Source organism: Maribellus sp. YY47 (assembly GCF_023111095.1).
GTDB lineage: Bacteria > Bacteroidota > Bacteroidia > Bacteroidales > Prolixibacteraceae > Draconibacterium.
In genome coordinates this window covers 76606-92946 of the sequence record NZ_JALGYW010000004.1, presented here as the reverse complement: position 1 = coordinate 92946, position 16341 = coordinate 76606, and the positions used below count along the sequence as shown (strand labels likewise).

General features: G+C 44.9%; 12 protein-coding genes. 7 read left to right on the top strand and 5 right to left on the bottom strand.

The features are described from left to right. Nucleotides 1-249 precede the first annotated feature (249 nt). Nucleotides 250-3525 (top strand): S41 family peptidase, encoded by a 3276-nt coding sequence (locus MR764_RS04435; protein ID WP_247978190.1) that lies wholly within the window; start codon nucleotides 250-252, stop codon nucleotides 3523-3525. Nucleotides 3526-3738: 213 nt separating this feature from the next. Continuing rightward, nucleotides 3739-4509, top strand: a complete 771-nt coding sequence (locus tag MR764_RS04430; protein WP_247978189.1) for a hypothetical protein — start codon at nucleotides 3739-3741, stop codon at nucleotides 4507-4509. 36 nt (nucleotides 4510-4545) lie between these two features. Here MR764_RS04430 and MR764_RS04425 read toward each other — a convergent pair whose 3' ends face one another. The 5 genes from MR764_RS04425 to MR764_RS04405 form a co-directional block, all read right to left on the bottom strand. Continuing rightward, the gene (locus tag MR764_RS04425) at nucleotides 4546-5862 is read right to left on the bottom strand and encodes an amidohydrolase (RefSeq protein ID WP_247978188.1); all 1317 of its coding nucleotides are present in this window, start codon (nucleotides 5860-5862) and stop codon (nucleotides 4546-4548) included. A 295-nt stretch (nucleotides 5863-6157) separates the two neighbouring features. Continuing rightward, nucleotides 6158-8434: a TonB-dependent receptor gene (locus MR764_RS04420; RefSeq protein ID WP_247978187.1), complete on the bottom strand. Its 2277-nt coding sequence runs from the start codon at nucleotides 8432-8434 to the stop codon at nucleotides 6158-6160. A 38-nt stretch (nucleotides 8435-8472) separates the two neighbouring features. Continuing rightward, entirely contained in the window at nucleotides 8473-8817 is a 345-nt protein-coding gene (locus MR764_RS04415) for a hypothetical protein (RefSeq protein WP_247978186.1), read from the bottom strand. 48 nt (nucleotides 8818-8865) lie between these two features. Continuing rightward, a complete protein-coding gene (locus MR764_RS04410) occupies nucleotides 8866-10437 on the bottom strand; it encodes an arylsulfatase (RefSeq protein ID WP_247978185.1) in 1572 nt (523 codons plus the stop codon). 216 nt (nucleotides 10438-10653) lie between these two features. Then, entirely contained in the window at nucleotides 10654-11238 is a 585-nt protein-coding gene (locus tag MR764_RS04405) for a thioredoxin family protein (RefSeq protein ID WP_247978184.1), read from the bottom strand. Between the two features lie 131 nt (nucleotides 11239-11369). Here MR764_RS04405 and ligA point away from each other — a divergent pair, with 131 nt between their 5' ends. The 5 genes from ligA (at nucleotide 11370) to MR764_RS04380 (ending at nucleotide 16282) form a co-directional block, all read left to right on the top strand. Beyond that, nucleotides 11370-13379, top strand: coding sequence for an NAD-dependent DNA ligase LigA (gene ligA / locus MR764_RS04400; protein WP_247978183.1), 2010 nt, complete (start codon nucleotides 11370-11372; stop codon nucleotides 13377-13379). A gap of 262 nt (nucleotides 13380-13641) precedes the next feature. After that, entirely contained in the window at nucleotides 13642-14223 is a 582-nt protein-coding gene (locus MR764_RS04395) for a hypothetical protein (protein ID WP_247978182.1), read from the top strand. Between the two features lie 9 nt (nucleotides 14224-14232). Next, nucleotides 14233-14751: a hypothetical protein gene (locus tag MR764_RS04390; protein ID WP_247978181.1), complete on the top strand. Its 519-nt coding sequence runs from the start codon at nucleotides 14233-14235 to the stop codon at nucleotides 14749-14751. Then, nucleotides 14748-15626 carry a 4-hydroxy-tetrahydrodipicolinate synthase gene (gene dapA, locus MR764_RS04385; RefSeq protein WP_247978180.1) on the top strand — a complete coding sequence of 293 codons (879 nt, stop codon included), beginning with the start codon at nucleotides 14748-14750 and terminating at the stop codon, nucleotides 15624-15626. Before MR764_RS04390 ends, dapA begins: the two co-directional genes overlap by 4 nt. A gap of 122 nt (nucleotides 15627-15748) precedes the next feature. After that, nucleotides 15749-16282, top strand: a complete 534-nt coding sequence (locus tag MR764_RS04380; RefSeq protein ID WP_247978179.1) for a hypothetical protein — start codon at nucleotides 15749-15751, stop codon at nucleotides 16280-16282. The last annotated feature ends 59 nt before the right edge of the window (nucleotides 16283-16341 follow it).

Sequence of the window (16341 nt, the reverse complement as noted above, 5' to 3'; positions counted from 1 at the left end):
AATTCAATTGCTCATTTATGCGCTAAGCAGCATAAAACTGCTAAGCGCAGGGAAGAGGTTCTTTCGTTTATGTAACCTTGCTGTAATTTGTGAGTCATATCGTTGACACATAAAGCAAATCATACAAATAGAATTGGCTAACAAACAAGTCCTGATGATAAAACCGTCACTCGCTATACTTCTACGTGAACTGATGCACAAAGTGCCTGTTATATATGCTTTCTGAGAATTTCCAACAAAAAATACCATATGAAGAAACTGTTTATCATTCTTTTATTGCTGGCGACCATCACTTCAGCAATTGCGCAGGAAACAAAATTACTGCGTCAACCCTCCATCAGCGATTCGCACATTGCCTACATTTATGGAAGCGACCTTTGGGTTTCGGATCTCACAGGAGGACAAACCCTTCGCTTAACCAGTACCGCAGCTGTTGAGAGCGATCCGCATTTCTCTCCCGACGGAAAAACAATTGCATTCAGTTCCAACCGTTCCGGAAGCACGGCTGTTTACACCGTTCCGGTGGAAGGCGGCACACCAACACGTTTAACCTGGTATCCGAGCGCGGCGAACGTAAGAGGCTGGACACCAAATGGAGAGAAGGTTCTTTATACCTCATCAAGGGAAACAGCACCTGTTGGTTACGGTCGTTTGTGGACGGTATCAAAAGACGGCGGCCCTTCTACCCTGCTCACCAAACAATTTGGCAACGACGGTTCATACTCTGCCGACGGCAAAAAGATCGTTATCGACCGTGTTTCGCGCTGGGACGTGGAATGGCGTGATTACCGAGGCGGACAAAACACACCGCTGATTATTCTGAACCTGAAAGATTTTTCGGAAGAATTGCTACCCAACAACAAAGAGACTGACATTCATCCGGTTTGGCTCGGAGATAATATCTATTTCCTTTCCGATCGCGATTTTGTAAGCAATATCTGGTCATACAACACAAAAACAAAAGCACTGGAACAGCTAACACAGTTTGAAGGATCGGATGTAAAATGGTTATCAGGAAAAGGAAACACCCTGACTTTTGAACGTGACGGCTACCTGTTGTTAATGGATGTGAACACCAAAGAAATCACTCAACTAAATATTTCTATTACAGCCGATTTCCCGTGGGCTGAAACACAGTGGGAAGACGTAAGCAGTTCGGTTAGTGCTGCAACCATTTCCCCCACAGGAAAGAGAGCCATATTTGAAGCGCGTGGTGAGATTTTTACAATACCTGCGGAGCATGGTGATACCCGCAACATCACTCAGTCTTCGGGAGTGGCCGACCGCGAACCATTGTGGTCGCCCGACGGAGCTAAACTGGCGTGGTTTTCCGATCGCAGCGGAAAAGGATACGAATTACTGATCGCCGATCAGGATGGTTTATCTGAACCCCAAAGCATTTCCATTGGCGAATCAAAACTTGGATGGGAACCAACCTGGTCACCTGATGGAAAGTACATTGCTTTTAATGATGATCAAGCCCGAATCCGTGTAGTGAATATCGAAGCGAAAACCATTCAAACCATTGACACAGGGAATAATAACCTGGAGCGCGGAGGAATGGGTTTGACCTGGAGTCCCGATTCCAAATGGCTGGCTTATGCAAAGGGCGCTTCCAATAACTTCAGCCAAATTACGCTTTGGTCGCTCGAAGACAACAGTATTCACAAGCTTACCAACAACTTTGCCAATGCTATCTCTCCCGCTTGGGACCGTGATAAAAAGCATTTTTACTTTCTCGCAAGTACCGACCTCGCACTTGGGTCGGGTTGGGCTAATACCAGTGCAATGACGGCCGATGCCAGTTACAGCGTATATGTGATTAATCTTCAGAAAGAAGAAGATTCGCCTTTCAAATTAAGAAGCGACGAAGAAGAAGTGAAAAAGGAAGAGAAAAATGACAAAGGCGAAGGCGAAGAAAAAGAAGAAAAGGATAAAAAAGAGGACAAGAAAGAGGATAAGAAATCCGAAGAAAAGAACGATTCAATAAAAATTGACTTTGACGGTATCGAAAGCAGAACCATAGCCCTTCCGATGCCCAAACGGAATTACAGAATGATTGTTACCGGACCCGAAGGAACTGCTTTTATTGGAGAATCTGTACCCAACACATCCGGATTAACGCTTCAAAAGTTCACCTTAAAAGACAGAGAAGCAAAAGAATTTGTAAGTGGAGTCAGCAGCGTTTCTGTTTCCAGCGATGGCAAGAAGATGTTGGCACGGGCCGGTTCTTCGTGGAAAATTATGGATACCTCAGGCGCTTCCGGAAAAGATGGGAAATCGCTCGATCCGGAACTAAAAATGAAACTGGACCGCTCGCAGGAATGGAATCAGATTTTTGAAGAAGCCTGGCGTTACGAACGCGATTATTTCTACGCATCCAATATGCATGGCAGAGACTGGGATGAAGTGTACAACCGTTATTCCCCGCTGGTGCCTTACATTAAACATCGCGCCGATCTTACCTATATACTCGACCAGGTTAACGGAGAGCTTTCGGTAGGTCATAGTTTTGTGGGTGGTGGCGATTACCCCTCAACCGACAAGAATACAGTTGGAGTATTGGGAGCTGATCTTACAACTGAAAAAGGATACTGGAAGATTGAACGGATTTTTACTACCGAGAACTGGAATCCGGAATTGTCGAGCCCACTGGAAGAACCGGGATTAAAAGTAGAAGAAGGCAATTATCTGGTTGGAGTAAACGGCAAAGAGCTAAAGAGTACTGACGATCCTTATGCGTTTCTTGATGGAACTGCAGGCACACAAACAGTACTACAAATCAATGACAAACCGGAATTTGAAGGTGCATGGAAAATAACAGTAAAACCAATATCGAATGAAAATGCCTTGCGCCAACGCACCTGGGTGGAAGACAATCGCAGAAAAGTAGACGAACTTTCGAAAGGAAAGCTGGCTTACGTTTGGGTACCAAACACCGGGACTCCTGGGCTTGTTTCGTTTAACCGCTACTTCTTTGCACAACAGGATAAACAGGGTGCAGTGATTGATGAACGTTTCAATGGCGGCGGCCTGCTCGACGATTACATGGTGGATTTGATGACCCGCAACATAAGAGCAGCTGTAACCAACGAGGCCCCCAATGGAAAACCGTTTATCCTTCCTGCAGGAATTTTAGGTCCCAAAGCCCTACTTATCAACGAAAAAGCAGGATCGGGAGGAGACTTTTTCCCCTGGGTGTTCCGCCATCAAAATGCAGGACCACTGATTGGAGCGACCACCTGGGGAGGGCTTGTTTCTTCCGCCGTTCACTATAGAATGGTTGACGGAGGTTACCTGACAGCACCAACAAACGCAGTCTTTGATCCTGTGAACAACAAATGGATCGGGGAAAACGAAGGTATTGCGCCCGACATTGCAGTTCGCCAGGATGCCCAATCACTTGAAAAAGGCATTGATCCGCAATTGGAAAGAGCTGTAAAAGAAGTATTGAAAATGGTGGAAGAAAAAGGAATAAAAGATTTTACGCCTCCGCCGTATCCCACTCCTGCGATAAAAAAATAGTCAGAATGCAACATATATTAAAAACCGTCTTAATTTTTAAGACGGTTTTTTTTAAGCAGCTAAAATATATATCGAACCCAGATCAAATAGAATAAAAATACCTTTCGGTGTTTTTATTTTTAGAATTCGTTCATTTTTAATAACTTGTATATAAGCCCGGTTGAGTCCAACAGGGCTTTCTTTTTTAACTGTGTAATATTAAAACTGAATGAAATGAAGAAATTGATTACCACGTCACTGATTTTGTTGGTTGTATTCTCTATACAATCAGTCGTCGCACAAGAAGAAGCTCCCAAACCAAGATATGTTGTTTGGGAGGTTTGTGTTGAACCGGCACAAATGGATTTGCTGCTAAACGCACTCGATGCCATGCATTCTTTCCTGGGAGAAAAAGACTATCCCTACCGTGAACTTATCCAACGTACCAACGACGGATACCTGTGGGCTTCTTCGCCCATCGAAAGCCTGGGAGACATTGACAAAATGCGGGAAGCTGAACAAAAGATATGGAAAGCCAATGCAGAAAAGATGGAAGCTCTGGGCAAAAATTTTGAAAACACCTATCAAAAAGTAGGAGCACTGGTGCTTGAGTTACAACCCAATCTTTCAGTAATGCCCGAACAACCAAGCACACAAACGAGCGGCACCAAGTTTCGGGTTTATGAGAAATTCCATCTGAAAAACGGGAAATACAAGGAATTTGAGGCGGCTACCAAAAAATATGTGGAATTGAGAAAAAAGCACGGGTACAACCAGCCCTTTTATACCTTTTACCCGGTGCTTGCCCCCGATATGTCGGTTGTATATTTTGTTGATGAACTGGGAAGTAACCCCGTTGATTACTACACCAAAAACGAAGAACAATGGCAAAAATTCGGGGAAGAGGGCACTCAACTTTGGGAAGAAGTAAAGCCGCTGATTTCCGGGACAGAACATCATTTGGGCTTTATCGACTTTGATCACTCTTATCTACCTGACAATTAGCATAAGGCAAAGGGGCGTTTCTTTCGGGAAGCGCCTCTACCTTTTTAATAAACCAATAACATTCGAAGTCATTACCTCAATACCGGTTCTGATCGTATTTTCGTAATCGGGTTCCAGTGTGGGCGAATGCAAAGGCGACGGGCGTTTTCCTTCGGCTTCCAGTTGCTTCATCAAATCCGGACTTGTGCTTCCCAACCATATCAAACAAATCGGAATATTTTCAGGCGTCCTCCCGTATTTTCCAAAATCTTCCCCCACCATTTCTGGTTGTGTTTCCACAATATTTTCGACCCCAATCATATCCGACGCAAAGTGCTTTACTTTTTCACTCAAAGCCGCATTGTTAATAACCGGGGGCGTTTCAACCGGCAACACATGTACCAGCGGAAGCTTGTCATCGGGCATTCCGGCCATGCTGGCTGCCGCATTGCTGATTCTTTTTATCGATGCAATAATTTTCGCTATGGTTTCATCCGAAAAGTAACGTAAGGTAAGTTCAAGTTTCACCTCGTTCGGAATAATGTTGGGCCGTGTTCCACCGTGAATCGAACCAACCGTCACCACGGCAGGTTCAGTCGGGCTTAATTCGCGGCTGACGATCGTTTGCAGGTCAGTTACAATTCTAGATGCGATAACAATGGGATCGATACACTTTTGCGGATAAGCGCCGTGTCCTCCCACTCCGTAAACCGTTATTTCCACTGTTTTCACGCCGGCAAAAACAGGCCCGCCGCGCAAACCAATCTGCCCGGTTTCCAGCTCCGGGTTGATGTGATACGCCAGTGCATAATCAGGTTTCGGAAAAGTTGAAAACAACCCTGCATCAATTGCGTTTCCGGCACCACCGCTGTACTCTTCTGCTTGCTGGGCAATAACCACCAAAGTACCTGTCCATTCATATTTAAGTTGAACCAGCGTTCGCAAGGTGCCTGTCCAGGTCGACATATGGATATCGTGCCCGCAGGCATGCATTACCCAAACTTCATCTCCGTTTAAATCGGCAGTTTTTGTACTCGCAAAGGCGAAACCGGTTGCTTCCTTCACGGGTAAAGCGTCCATATCGGTACGTAAAAATACCGTTGGGCCTTCCCCGTTTTTCAAAACACCCACCACACTGTTACCTCCAAAGTTGGGAGTTACTTCAAAACCGATGCTCTCTAGTTCTGCTGCCATTCGTTTAGCCGTTTCAAACTCCTGAAACGACAACTCCGGGTTCTGATGAAGATGTTTGCAAAGCTCAAAAGCGTAAACACTTTGCTGCTCAGCCGCTGTTTTTATTTTTTTGCTGATGGAATTCTGTGCAATACCTGGGATACCCGCGCATATGGAAAGAATAAAAAGTACAATCTTCATCGGATCAGTTTTTAATGTGGCTTGAATGAAATGCCCCGCCGCAGAGCAGAAGGAGTATCCCAAAGGTATGATATTTCTCAATTCCCCAAAAAGGGCAGGTAAGACAGCCCATTAGATCCCGATGCACAGCAATCGGGATCCCCGCCTGCCGGACGGGCAGGAGTTCGACTTCTTAATTTCAGTTCAATATCGCTCCTGAAATCAGAGTATCACTGATTTAAAAAAGTTTTGGTTTCTGTCAGAAACGTAAAAGCGTAAAAAAGAACCGTTCTGCATGCAGAACGGTTCAACGGTATCATAAAAAATTCAATGACAGTGTAATATAAAAACTTCTTCCGGGCGAATAAATGGGTCGTGCTTCCGCACTCCGCACCGAGCGGGCCAAATGCTCGTAGTAAGCCGTATCCAACAAATTTAACACGCCGCCCGAAAGACTCAGTGGAGCGCTGATTTGCCAGGCAATTTTTGCATCAACTACAGTAAATTCGGGAGTTTTGGTTTCACCATATGATGTTGCCACCCGGTCTTGTTTAAATGAATGCCGCAACAGAATTTCAGGCCGGATTTTGTTGTCCGCAAAGCTACCTGTCAAACGATAACGCACATCCAGCGGTGGTATTTCGGGCAGCGCTTCGTCTGCATCTTTGTTTTGGCCGTAAGTGAAAGCCACGCTCAAATCATGGCTCAGGTTGTCCGAAAATTGTTGTTTCCAACTTCCTTCAAAACCTGTCATCAGCGCTTTGTCGATGTTTACAAACTGGCGTACTCCCGGGGCACTCGACATGGCAGGTTGCAGATCGGGCCTGATCTCCGACGAAATATAATCGCGAAGCGCCGAAGCAAACACGTTGATATCTAAGCGCATGCTACCCTCCTGGAAAGCCAGAATCAAATCCACCTGGTTATTAATTTCGGGATCGAGGTTCGGATTACCCAACATCTCATACGGGTCGAGGCCTACCGGAAACTGATTGATATACCTTTCGGCAATTCCCGCACTTCGTGATGCACGGCCCAGCCACAAACCCAGCGAAATTTTTTCGTTGAAAAAGCGGGTTCCCCCCACACTCAGCGAAGGATGAACGGTATTCGATTCCAGGTCATTGTAGATGGATGAAAAACGCGCATCAGGATCGTTTACTGTCGAATTGTTCATGTCGAGCCTTCCAGAAAACACCAGCTGATAACCGGTCCTGTGAACGTGCCATTCGCCAAACAATCCGGATCTGTGCACTTCTGCATCCTGCCACACATTGTCGATGAAAACTTTCCCGGCCATCGGCCCCATCAACATTTCGCGTGTCCGGTGCCCCTCGGCCGATTCAGAACGATAATCCAACCCGGCAAACACATGACTTCTGTCAAAATTAAAACGCAACTCGGTACGCCCTCCATAATTTTGGGTGGAAGCATCGGTGTAGGCATCCATCATCCTCGGATCGAGCACTTTATCCAGATTATCCATTTCATGATTGACAAATGTTCCGTACAAACTGGTTTTCCATGTTGACAACGAATGCTCATAAAACGTTGCTGAATGACTGGCGTTGATCAGCCAGGTATTGTCTTTTCGCAAATCCATGGGTAAGGCCGGAAAATCAACATCTTTCGCAAAATTATTGGAAACCATCACCCCCAGTGTTTGCGCCTCACTGATTTTCAAACCAAGCTTTCCTCCCCAATTCAGGCGGTTAAAACGGGCAGCGATATCTACACCCTCACCATCGGTATAATCATCGCCCACCGAATAGGCACCAAACACCCGAAAGTCAGCCTTTTTCCCGCTTACTCCTGCCACACCTTCGGTTCGTAAAATCGTACCGTTGGTTTCGTAGCTTGTCCCCAAACGGCCAACCGGTGTCGCTTTTTCCCTAAATTCAGGTTCGCTGCTTTTGAAATTTATTGTACCTCCAAAAACGTTTCCATACCGCAAGCTATACGGACCTTTAAGTATTTCGGCTTGTGTAATCATATTAATCGGCACCTGGCTCGCTCCCGGATCCATGCGATTGGGACAGGCAGCTGAAGCCGTTTGAACTCCATCCAGCACCAGATTGATCTGATCGTACTTAAAGCCCCGCAATACCGGTTCGAAACCGTAGGTGCCGCTTTTACGAATGCTTGATATTGACGATACCGATTCGAGCAAGGCCCCCGCATCGTGAGCCAGTTTACTTTGTGCTGAAAACTCCAGCGTTCCGGCACCACCCGTTTCGGGCCGAACCAATACCAGTGTAACCGGCAACAGATAATTTTCTGCCTCCTGAATTTTTAATATTCCGCTGTTGCCCGCACTTATTACATCTGACGACGCAATGCTTTGTTTACCATACTGCACATGCGACAGATACAGCGTTTCGCCTAGTTTCAAATGAAGGAGGATCACACCCTGTTCATCCGATATTCCGGATTGCCCATTGTAAGTATAATGAACATCAGGGATCGGTGTCCCATCCTGTTTATCCATTAATTTAATACTCTTTCCCTGTGAATACGCATCATTCCCAATAGCCAGAAAGACCACCACACAAAAGAACATGCGCGTTCCGGAAAGCAAAGATTTTATCTTCATTCCCAAATGATTTTAAAGTTTTCGATAACATTGAAGAACTATGTAAGAAAACCTAAAACTTTGGGAGGATGAAAAATTTTAACGGCTAGTAAGAAACTATAATCAGTTCTGATCGATTCTGTTAACTCATGTTTGGAAGGGTAATAGGAAAGCGTACATTCCAGCGTTTGCCGAACTATAAAGATATTCTCCTTTTCCGTTTGAACAGGCGGTAATTCTTCTTTCTGTTCCTGCTGCTCATTCAGCCTTTTCTTTAGCTGACAACATCCTTTACACGTTGATCCTTCCACATCTTTCTCTACACAAAGATTTTTGGCGATGTAATCCTGTCTCAGTTTAAATCCAACCACGACCATGAGTTCCGACAGTTGAAAACTCAGCATAGAAAAAATCAATATGGATGCAAGAAAAGGTTTCAATTTTATTAAATGTTACTCAGTAAGTTCGGCAGATTCCTTCATCCACTTTAACTGCGGCCATGTTTCAGGGCCATCGTTTTTTTGAAGAACGCCCACCGTACTTCTTCCATTCTTTACAATGGCAGTCAGCTCAGAACGATATTCTTCAATAATTTCAGGAAATTCGCTTTCGAGGTTCTTCTGTTCCGATATATCGGTTTCCAAATCATAAAGCTGAACCGGCGGCAAATTCTTTACTTCCTGCGATCCTGGTCGTGGAGTGCTCCAACCACCCGATCCCGGGCAGAAGATTGCCTTGTATTTACCTTTTCTGAAGGCGAAAGAACCGTTGATCGAATGATGTACCATGCTTGTCCGTTCCGGAGCCTGAGATTCCAGCCCGAGCGCAGCGGAAAAACTGTAGCTGTCTTCGGCAGCATTATCCGGATAAGCAACCCCGATTACTTCGGCAAAGGTGGCAAACAGGTCGGTAGTGCAAACCAACTGCTTTGAAACGCCGCTTGCGACATTTGCGGGCCAGCGCACCACAAACGGAACCCGGTGGCCTCCTTCGTAAATATCAGCTTTCGCCCCCCGGAAAACGTAGCTCGGATGATGCCCTTTGGTCGCCAGTTGTTCAAAGTCGGCCTGAGGCGAACATCCGTTATCGCTGGTAAAAATCAACAATGTATTCTCTGCAACTCCTGCTTTGTCCAGAGCCTTCATTACCTGGCCAACAACGTCGTCCACCATCATTACAAAATCGCCGTAGGCATTGTCCAAACCACTTTTCCCTTTAAACTTCTCGGTTGGTAGAATTGGGGTATGCGGCGCAGGCAGCGGCATATACACAAAAAACGGATGTTGGTCTTTTGCATGCTTCCGAATATATTCCACTGTTTTCTCCGCCACTTTGGGCAAAACATTTTCGTGCTGAAAATCATCGGAGGTGGGACCGTTTCTCCACCAGGTTTGTTTACCGGTGTTTACAGTGTATTTAGTGGGAACCATGGTAGGAACATCGTTTTCCACCCAAACATAGGGTGCCATGTCCAGCGAACCGCAAAAAACATAGCTCTCGTCGAAACCACGTGTTTTGGGGCCATTTTCAACCGGGCTTGCGTAATCAACATTGGGAAGGGCATTCAGATCATCTTTGCTTAAAGAGTCATTTTCAATGATTTTCCAGTCCCAACCCAGGTGCCACTTACCAAAGCACGCCGTATGGTAGCCGTTTTCTTTTAAAAAGGCCGGAAGTGTCAGCCGCTCGCGATCGATCAGGGCTTTACTGTAACCACTCAAAACCCCGCTTTTTAAGGTTGAACGCCAATTGTAACGACCGGTCAACACACTGTAACGGGTCGGAGTGCATACGGCAGAACTGGTGTGCGCGTCGGTAAACATCACACCGTCAGTTGCGAGATCATCAATGTTTGGCGTATGAATCTTTGAATTCGGATTGAAACACGAAACATCGCCATAGCCCAAATCATCAGCAAGAATAAAAATGATGTTGGGATTTTTCTTTTCCTGTTTTTTACTGGTCGAGCAACTCATCAACAGGAGAAGACCTGCGAATAGGTAAATCGGTTTAATCAGATACATCGTTAAAAGTCGGTTTTTATTTGGTTTTATTTTTTTTCTGAAAGTCTATCGAAAATCAATAGCAAAAGAAGTTTCAATATTGTCTGACTCACCCTGATTGTGCCTGCGACACAATCTTCCCTCTCTATCCAAGAGAGGGAGCGAGGGAGAGTAAAAGTCATTACTTTCATATCTGTTGGTGATTCCTGAGAATCATGATTGTTTTATGGAGCGAACTTACCAAACAAGATCACAGGCATCGGCCGGCATCCAGTGTTTGTCTTTGCCGTCCCATTTTACATTGCATCCAATGGGATTCGTAAGCGGAACAGAAATGGGCTTGCCCGATGTCAATTCTTCCAAAGCCCGATCCAAATCGTTTACGGTCATTTTTGAAATATCTCGCGGACTGTCTACTCCCCGGCCGGTATAAACCAGTTTCCGGTTTTCATCAAATACATAAAAATGAGGCGTGCGTAATGCTCCATACGCCAAAGCAACTTCCTGCGTTTCGTCGTACAAATATTTCCACGGGAAATTGTGTTCCTCTATTCGTTTCACCATGTGATCAAAATCGTCTTCAGCATAGGTGTTTTTACTGTTCGAATTGATCCCAACGAAGACAACGCCTTTTTCGGCATACTTTTCCGCAGTCGCACGGGTTACTTCGTCGCTGTTGATTACATACGGACAATGGTTACAGGTAAAAAACACCACGAGGTATTTCGAATCGCTGAAACTGTCGAGCGAATAGGTCTGCCCGTCGGTTGCAGGTAATTTAAAATCAATTGCTTTTGTTCCTGTTTCAAGCGTAAATGCCATAGCTTCACTTTTTAGTTGTTTAAAAGTAAAAGATATTTCGGCACTTATTTGTTTAATCAGAAACAAAATCTTTCTCTATTTTTAGCCTTGATCGGAAAAATCGGCCGGCATTATCATAATCAACACAAAAAATGGATCAGCAACAGGCATTAAAAACAATAAAAGAACTTCAGACAGAACTTGAAGAGCACAATTACAATTACTATGTTTTGGCTCAACCTTCGATCAGCGATTATGAATTTGATATGAAGCTGAAAGAGCTGGAACGTCTGGAGAAAGAATACGGTGTTAATGATCCGAATTCGCCCACCAAAAGAGTGGGAAGCGACTTAAGCAGCGACTTCGAGCAGGTGGAACACAAGTACATGATGCTGTCGCTTTCGAATGCTTATTCGGAAGAAGAAATCAGGGATTTTGACACCCGTGTTAAAAAGTTGATTGGTACCGAATGTGAATACGTTTGTGAATTGAAATACGACGGCTCGTCGATTAGCCTGACCTATGAAAACGGTGAACTTGTGCGGGCGGTAACACGCGGCGACGGCGTAAAAGGCGACGATGTCACCGCCAATGTGCGCACCATTAAATCGATTCCGCTAAAATTGCGCGGAAATGATTATCCCGATAGTTTTGAAATGCGGGGCGAGATACTGATGCCTTTCGAGGTATTCAATCAACTCAATGCCGAATTGGAGGAACGTGGCGAAGCGCTTTTGGCAAATCCCAGAAATACAGCAGCCGGGACTTTGAAGATGAAAAACTCCTCGGTGGTGGCTTCCCGTAAACTGGATGCTTATTTGTATTACTTGCTGGGTGAAAACCTGCCCGAAGACGGCCACTACCAAAACCTGCAAAAAGCAAAGGAATGGGGCTTTAAAATATCGGAACACATGCAACTGTGCCCAGGTCTGGAGGATGTTTTCGATTTTCTCCGGAAATGGGATACCGAACGTTTTAATCTTCCTGTTGCGACCGACGGTGTGGTAATTAAAGTCAATTCAAAACGATTGCAGGATAATCTTGGATTTACCGCCAAATCGCCGCGCTGGGCCATTGCCTACAAATTTAAAGCGGAAAGCGTTTCCACTATTCTGAAATCGGTTTCGTACCAGGTGGGAAGAACCGGAGCTGTGACGCCGGTGGCCAATCTTGAACCTGTTCCCGTTGCCGGAACCATTGTAAAAAGAGCCTCGTTGCACAATGCCGACATCATCCTTAATCTTGATCTGCATTTGGGCGACACCGTTTTTGTGGAAAAAGGCGGCGAGATCATTCCTAAAATAACCGCAGTGGATGCCACTAAGCGTCACCCGATGTTTCAGCCGGTTACATTTATTGAAAGCTGCCCGGAATGTGGCACACGGCTGATTCGCAAAGAGGGAGAAGCGGCGCACTACTGCCCCAACGAAGATGGTTGCCCGCCTCAGATCAAAGGAAAAATGGAGCACTTTGTCAGCCGAAAAGCGATGGACATTGACGGAATTGGGGAAGAAACCGTTGAACTGCTTTATTCACAAGGCCTCGCTCATAACATTACCGATTTCTATGATTTGAAAAAAGAACAGCTCGAAAACCTCGATCGCATGGCAGAGAAATCGGCGCAACGTATCCTCGACGGGCTCGAAGCTTCGAAAAAAGTTCCTTTCGAGCGGGTGTTGTTTGCCCTGGGAATTCGCTTTGTGGGGGAAACAGTGGCTAAAACGCTGGTCAAAAAACTTCATACCATCGAAAACATCCAAAGCCAGACACTGGAGCAATTGACTGAGATTGATGAAATAGGCAGCAGAATTGCGGAAAGCGTGGTGGACTGGTTTTCAAAACCGGAACACCAGGAAATCATTCAAAAACTAAAAGAAAAAGGTTTGCAGTTTGCCATCAGCGAAGAACAGCTGGCCGGAAGAACAGAAAAACTGGCAGGATTGAACATCGTCATTTCAGGCACTTTCGAAAAACATTCGCGTGACGAATTGAAAAAAATGATCGAAATGAACGGTGGTAAAAACGTTGGTTCCATTTCAAAAAATACGAGCTATCTTCTTGCGGGCGAAAACATCGGCCCAAGTAAATTGGAGAAAGTAAATAAACTGGGCATCCCAATGATCAGCGAAGACGATTTCCTGGAAATGCTGGAACAACAGTAGGCAAAGGCTGAGGCGAAGAATAAGGTTTTTTAAAGAAGAAACCTGAGAGCAATGGTAGATTGAATGACGTTTAACAGTCTCAGTTTTCAGAAACGCAAGGTCTGGTGGATTGAAAAATGAAGGAGTTTCGATTCGCGAAAAAAACCGCTGGCAGCGAATATTAAAGCAGTTAAGCATTACCGTATTTATGCATTCTCGTATTCAGCCATTTTCAAAAATGTAACTACATTTGCTTTTCTCAACTCTAAGTTTGAAAACAGCCATGATAAAAAAACTTTTATTCCTTGTTCTTTTTGCGTTCACCGCGACAGTTGTTTGGGCTCAAAATATGCTGGAATGGTCCGAAGATCATCCGCTTACGGTAAAAGATTTTGAAGCACCGGCTCCCAACAACGGGCAAATGCAAACGGTTTCAGGAAGTTTCTCTGTTTCTTACGAATTTGGAGGATTAAGCCTGATTTCCACCCGAAACCTGAATCAGTATGTGCATGCCAACTTTCAGAAAAATGCGTCGTACATCGACCGTGCCGATGCGGCAACCACTAACCGTTTGCTGGCTTACCAGCAACTAATTTTTAATGTTTACGAGTTGCAGGCCCGCAATCTTAGAAAAAAATTCTATGATGAAAGAGGAAAACTCCTCACCAAAGGCCCGGGTCTTCTGTACCAGGAAGTGGCAGCGGAGCATTCCGTGTTACTCGGAAAAGTGGAAAGTGAGACTTTTCATGGGGCCAGTATGGACGAAATAAAGCGCTGGAACGAATGGGTGCTCCAGGAACTGGAAAAATTAAACGAATTTTGTAAAGACTGTAAACCGTCGAAAAAAAAGAATAGAAACCAATAACAAGCACCGATGGGATTCAAACAAAAATACCGCGAACGAAAACTCAGGCAAGAGCTTGCAAAAATACAACGTGAACCGGTGGTTCACAACATCGACGATGTTAAGAAAGTAGGCGTTATCTGGCAGCCTTCGCAAAAAGAGGCAGTGAATTACCTGAAAAACTATTTCAACAAAAACCACATTATTTTTCGTACCTACTGTGTATTTGATAAACTGAGCAACCCCAACGAAGCCAACAATACCCTGACCGTAAACGATCTGAACTGGTGGGGCATTCCCAAGCCTGAAAAAACGCAGGATTTTCTTCAGATGCATTTTGATGTGCTGCTGAATATTGCGCTGGAACAAAATTTTGTGCTCGATTATATCACAGCCATCGCTCATGCCGATTTAAAAGTAGGTTGGTCGCCCAATGAAAACAATTACTTCGACTTAAACATTAACATTGGGGAAAATCAGGATTCGATGTTCCTTGCCAAACAACAAATTTTTTATCTTGCGCAGCTAAATAAAAATACGAGCAAATGAGTCAGCTTTTTACAGGTGCAGGTGTTGCATTAATTACCCCGTTTACAAAGGAAAGTCATGTGGATTACAAATCGCTTGAAAAAGTGGTTGAAAATCAGGTGAAGGGAGGAATGGACTACCTTGTTGCGTTGGGTACAACCGCCGAAACCGCCACGCTAACACAGGACGAGAAATCGAATGTGGTTGAGCTGGTTAAAGAAAAGTCGGCCGGTTTGCCCGTGGTTGTGGGAATGGGTGGCAACGACACCCGCGCCATTATCAACCAAATAGATAATTTTAATTTTGATGGGATTTCGGGGATTCTTGTGGTTACCCCGTATTACAATAAACCCTCGCAGGAAGGCATGTACCGCCATTATGTGGAAGTGGCCAAAGCCAGTCCGGTACCGGTGATTTTATACAATGTCCCATCACGTACAGGAATCAATCTTGAAGCAGAGACCGTTGGCCGAATTGTAGCAGCTGCTGACAATGTGGTTGCCATAAAAGAAGCGTCCGGCGAACATTCTCAAATGACTAAGATCCTAAAATATACTCCGGATAATTTCACGCTGATCTCGGGCGACGATCTTCTGGCGATCACTATTTCTTCCATCGGGGGTAAAGGAGTGATCTCGGTTATTGCCAACGCTTTGCCTGGGAAAGTGAGCAAACTGATGCACCTGGCAATGGAAAACAATTATGCCGAAGCCCGGAAAATTCATTTTGAACTGATTGAAATGTTCCAGCTGATGTTTAAAGAAGGAAATCCGGGAGGCGTGAAAGCCTTGATGAATCTCCAGGGAACCATTGAAAATGTATTGCGACTGCCGCTTTATCCTATCTCCGAAGGTTTGATCGGTGAGATTAAAGCGCGCTACGAAAAGCTTTCCTAAAACAAACAGACGCAGACTATTCCCCATTAAGTGAAGCAGAAGCTTTGCTTTGCACTTTTTAACGGTTGCCGTTTTAGGGCTGTCGCAAAAAAGAAGTAACTTCGTGCCCATTATCAAATCGAATGAAGAACCTTCTGTTGGTCATATTGCTTTTTATCGGTTTCGGTGCCTTTGCGCAGGAAGGTCCGCAACTTTTGATGCCAAAGCAGGATTCGACTGAATTGGAACTGGAACGCAAAATCGAATATTTCAGGCTGACTACCGGATTACCGGGAAGCGATCTGTTTATGAACCATCTGGAACTTCCCGGATTAAATATCGAACAGGAATTTATAAAGCGATACGCAATAAATCCTTCAATCACGGCATTTCCAAGTATACAATTGATCCCGGAAATATCCTTTAATTTTACTTCACCCTTTTGGGTAAACGGACAGGTATTAAGTGGTTCGGCAACTCAACTCAGCGACAAATTCACCATCGGGGGATTTAGCTACGGTGCCAATTCCGTTTTTTCGGCGCCGCTTCCCAATGCCAACAAAACTTATTTCGACACCTATGGCTCTACCATGTTTATGCAGTATAAAGTTTCGAAAAACTTTAAGATCGAAACCAGCGTGAGTGTCGGCCGTCAACAGGGACCTCCGGGGTTTTGAGGGACTGAAGGATTGATGAGATTGAATTAGATCGAAAAGATTGAATTCATTCCAACCAA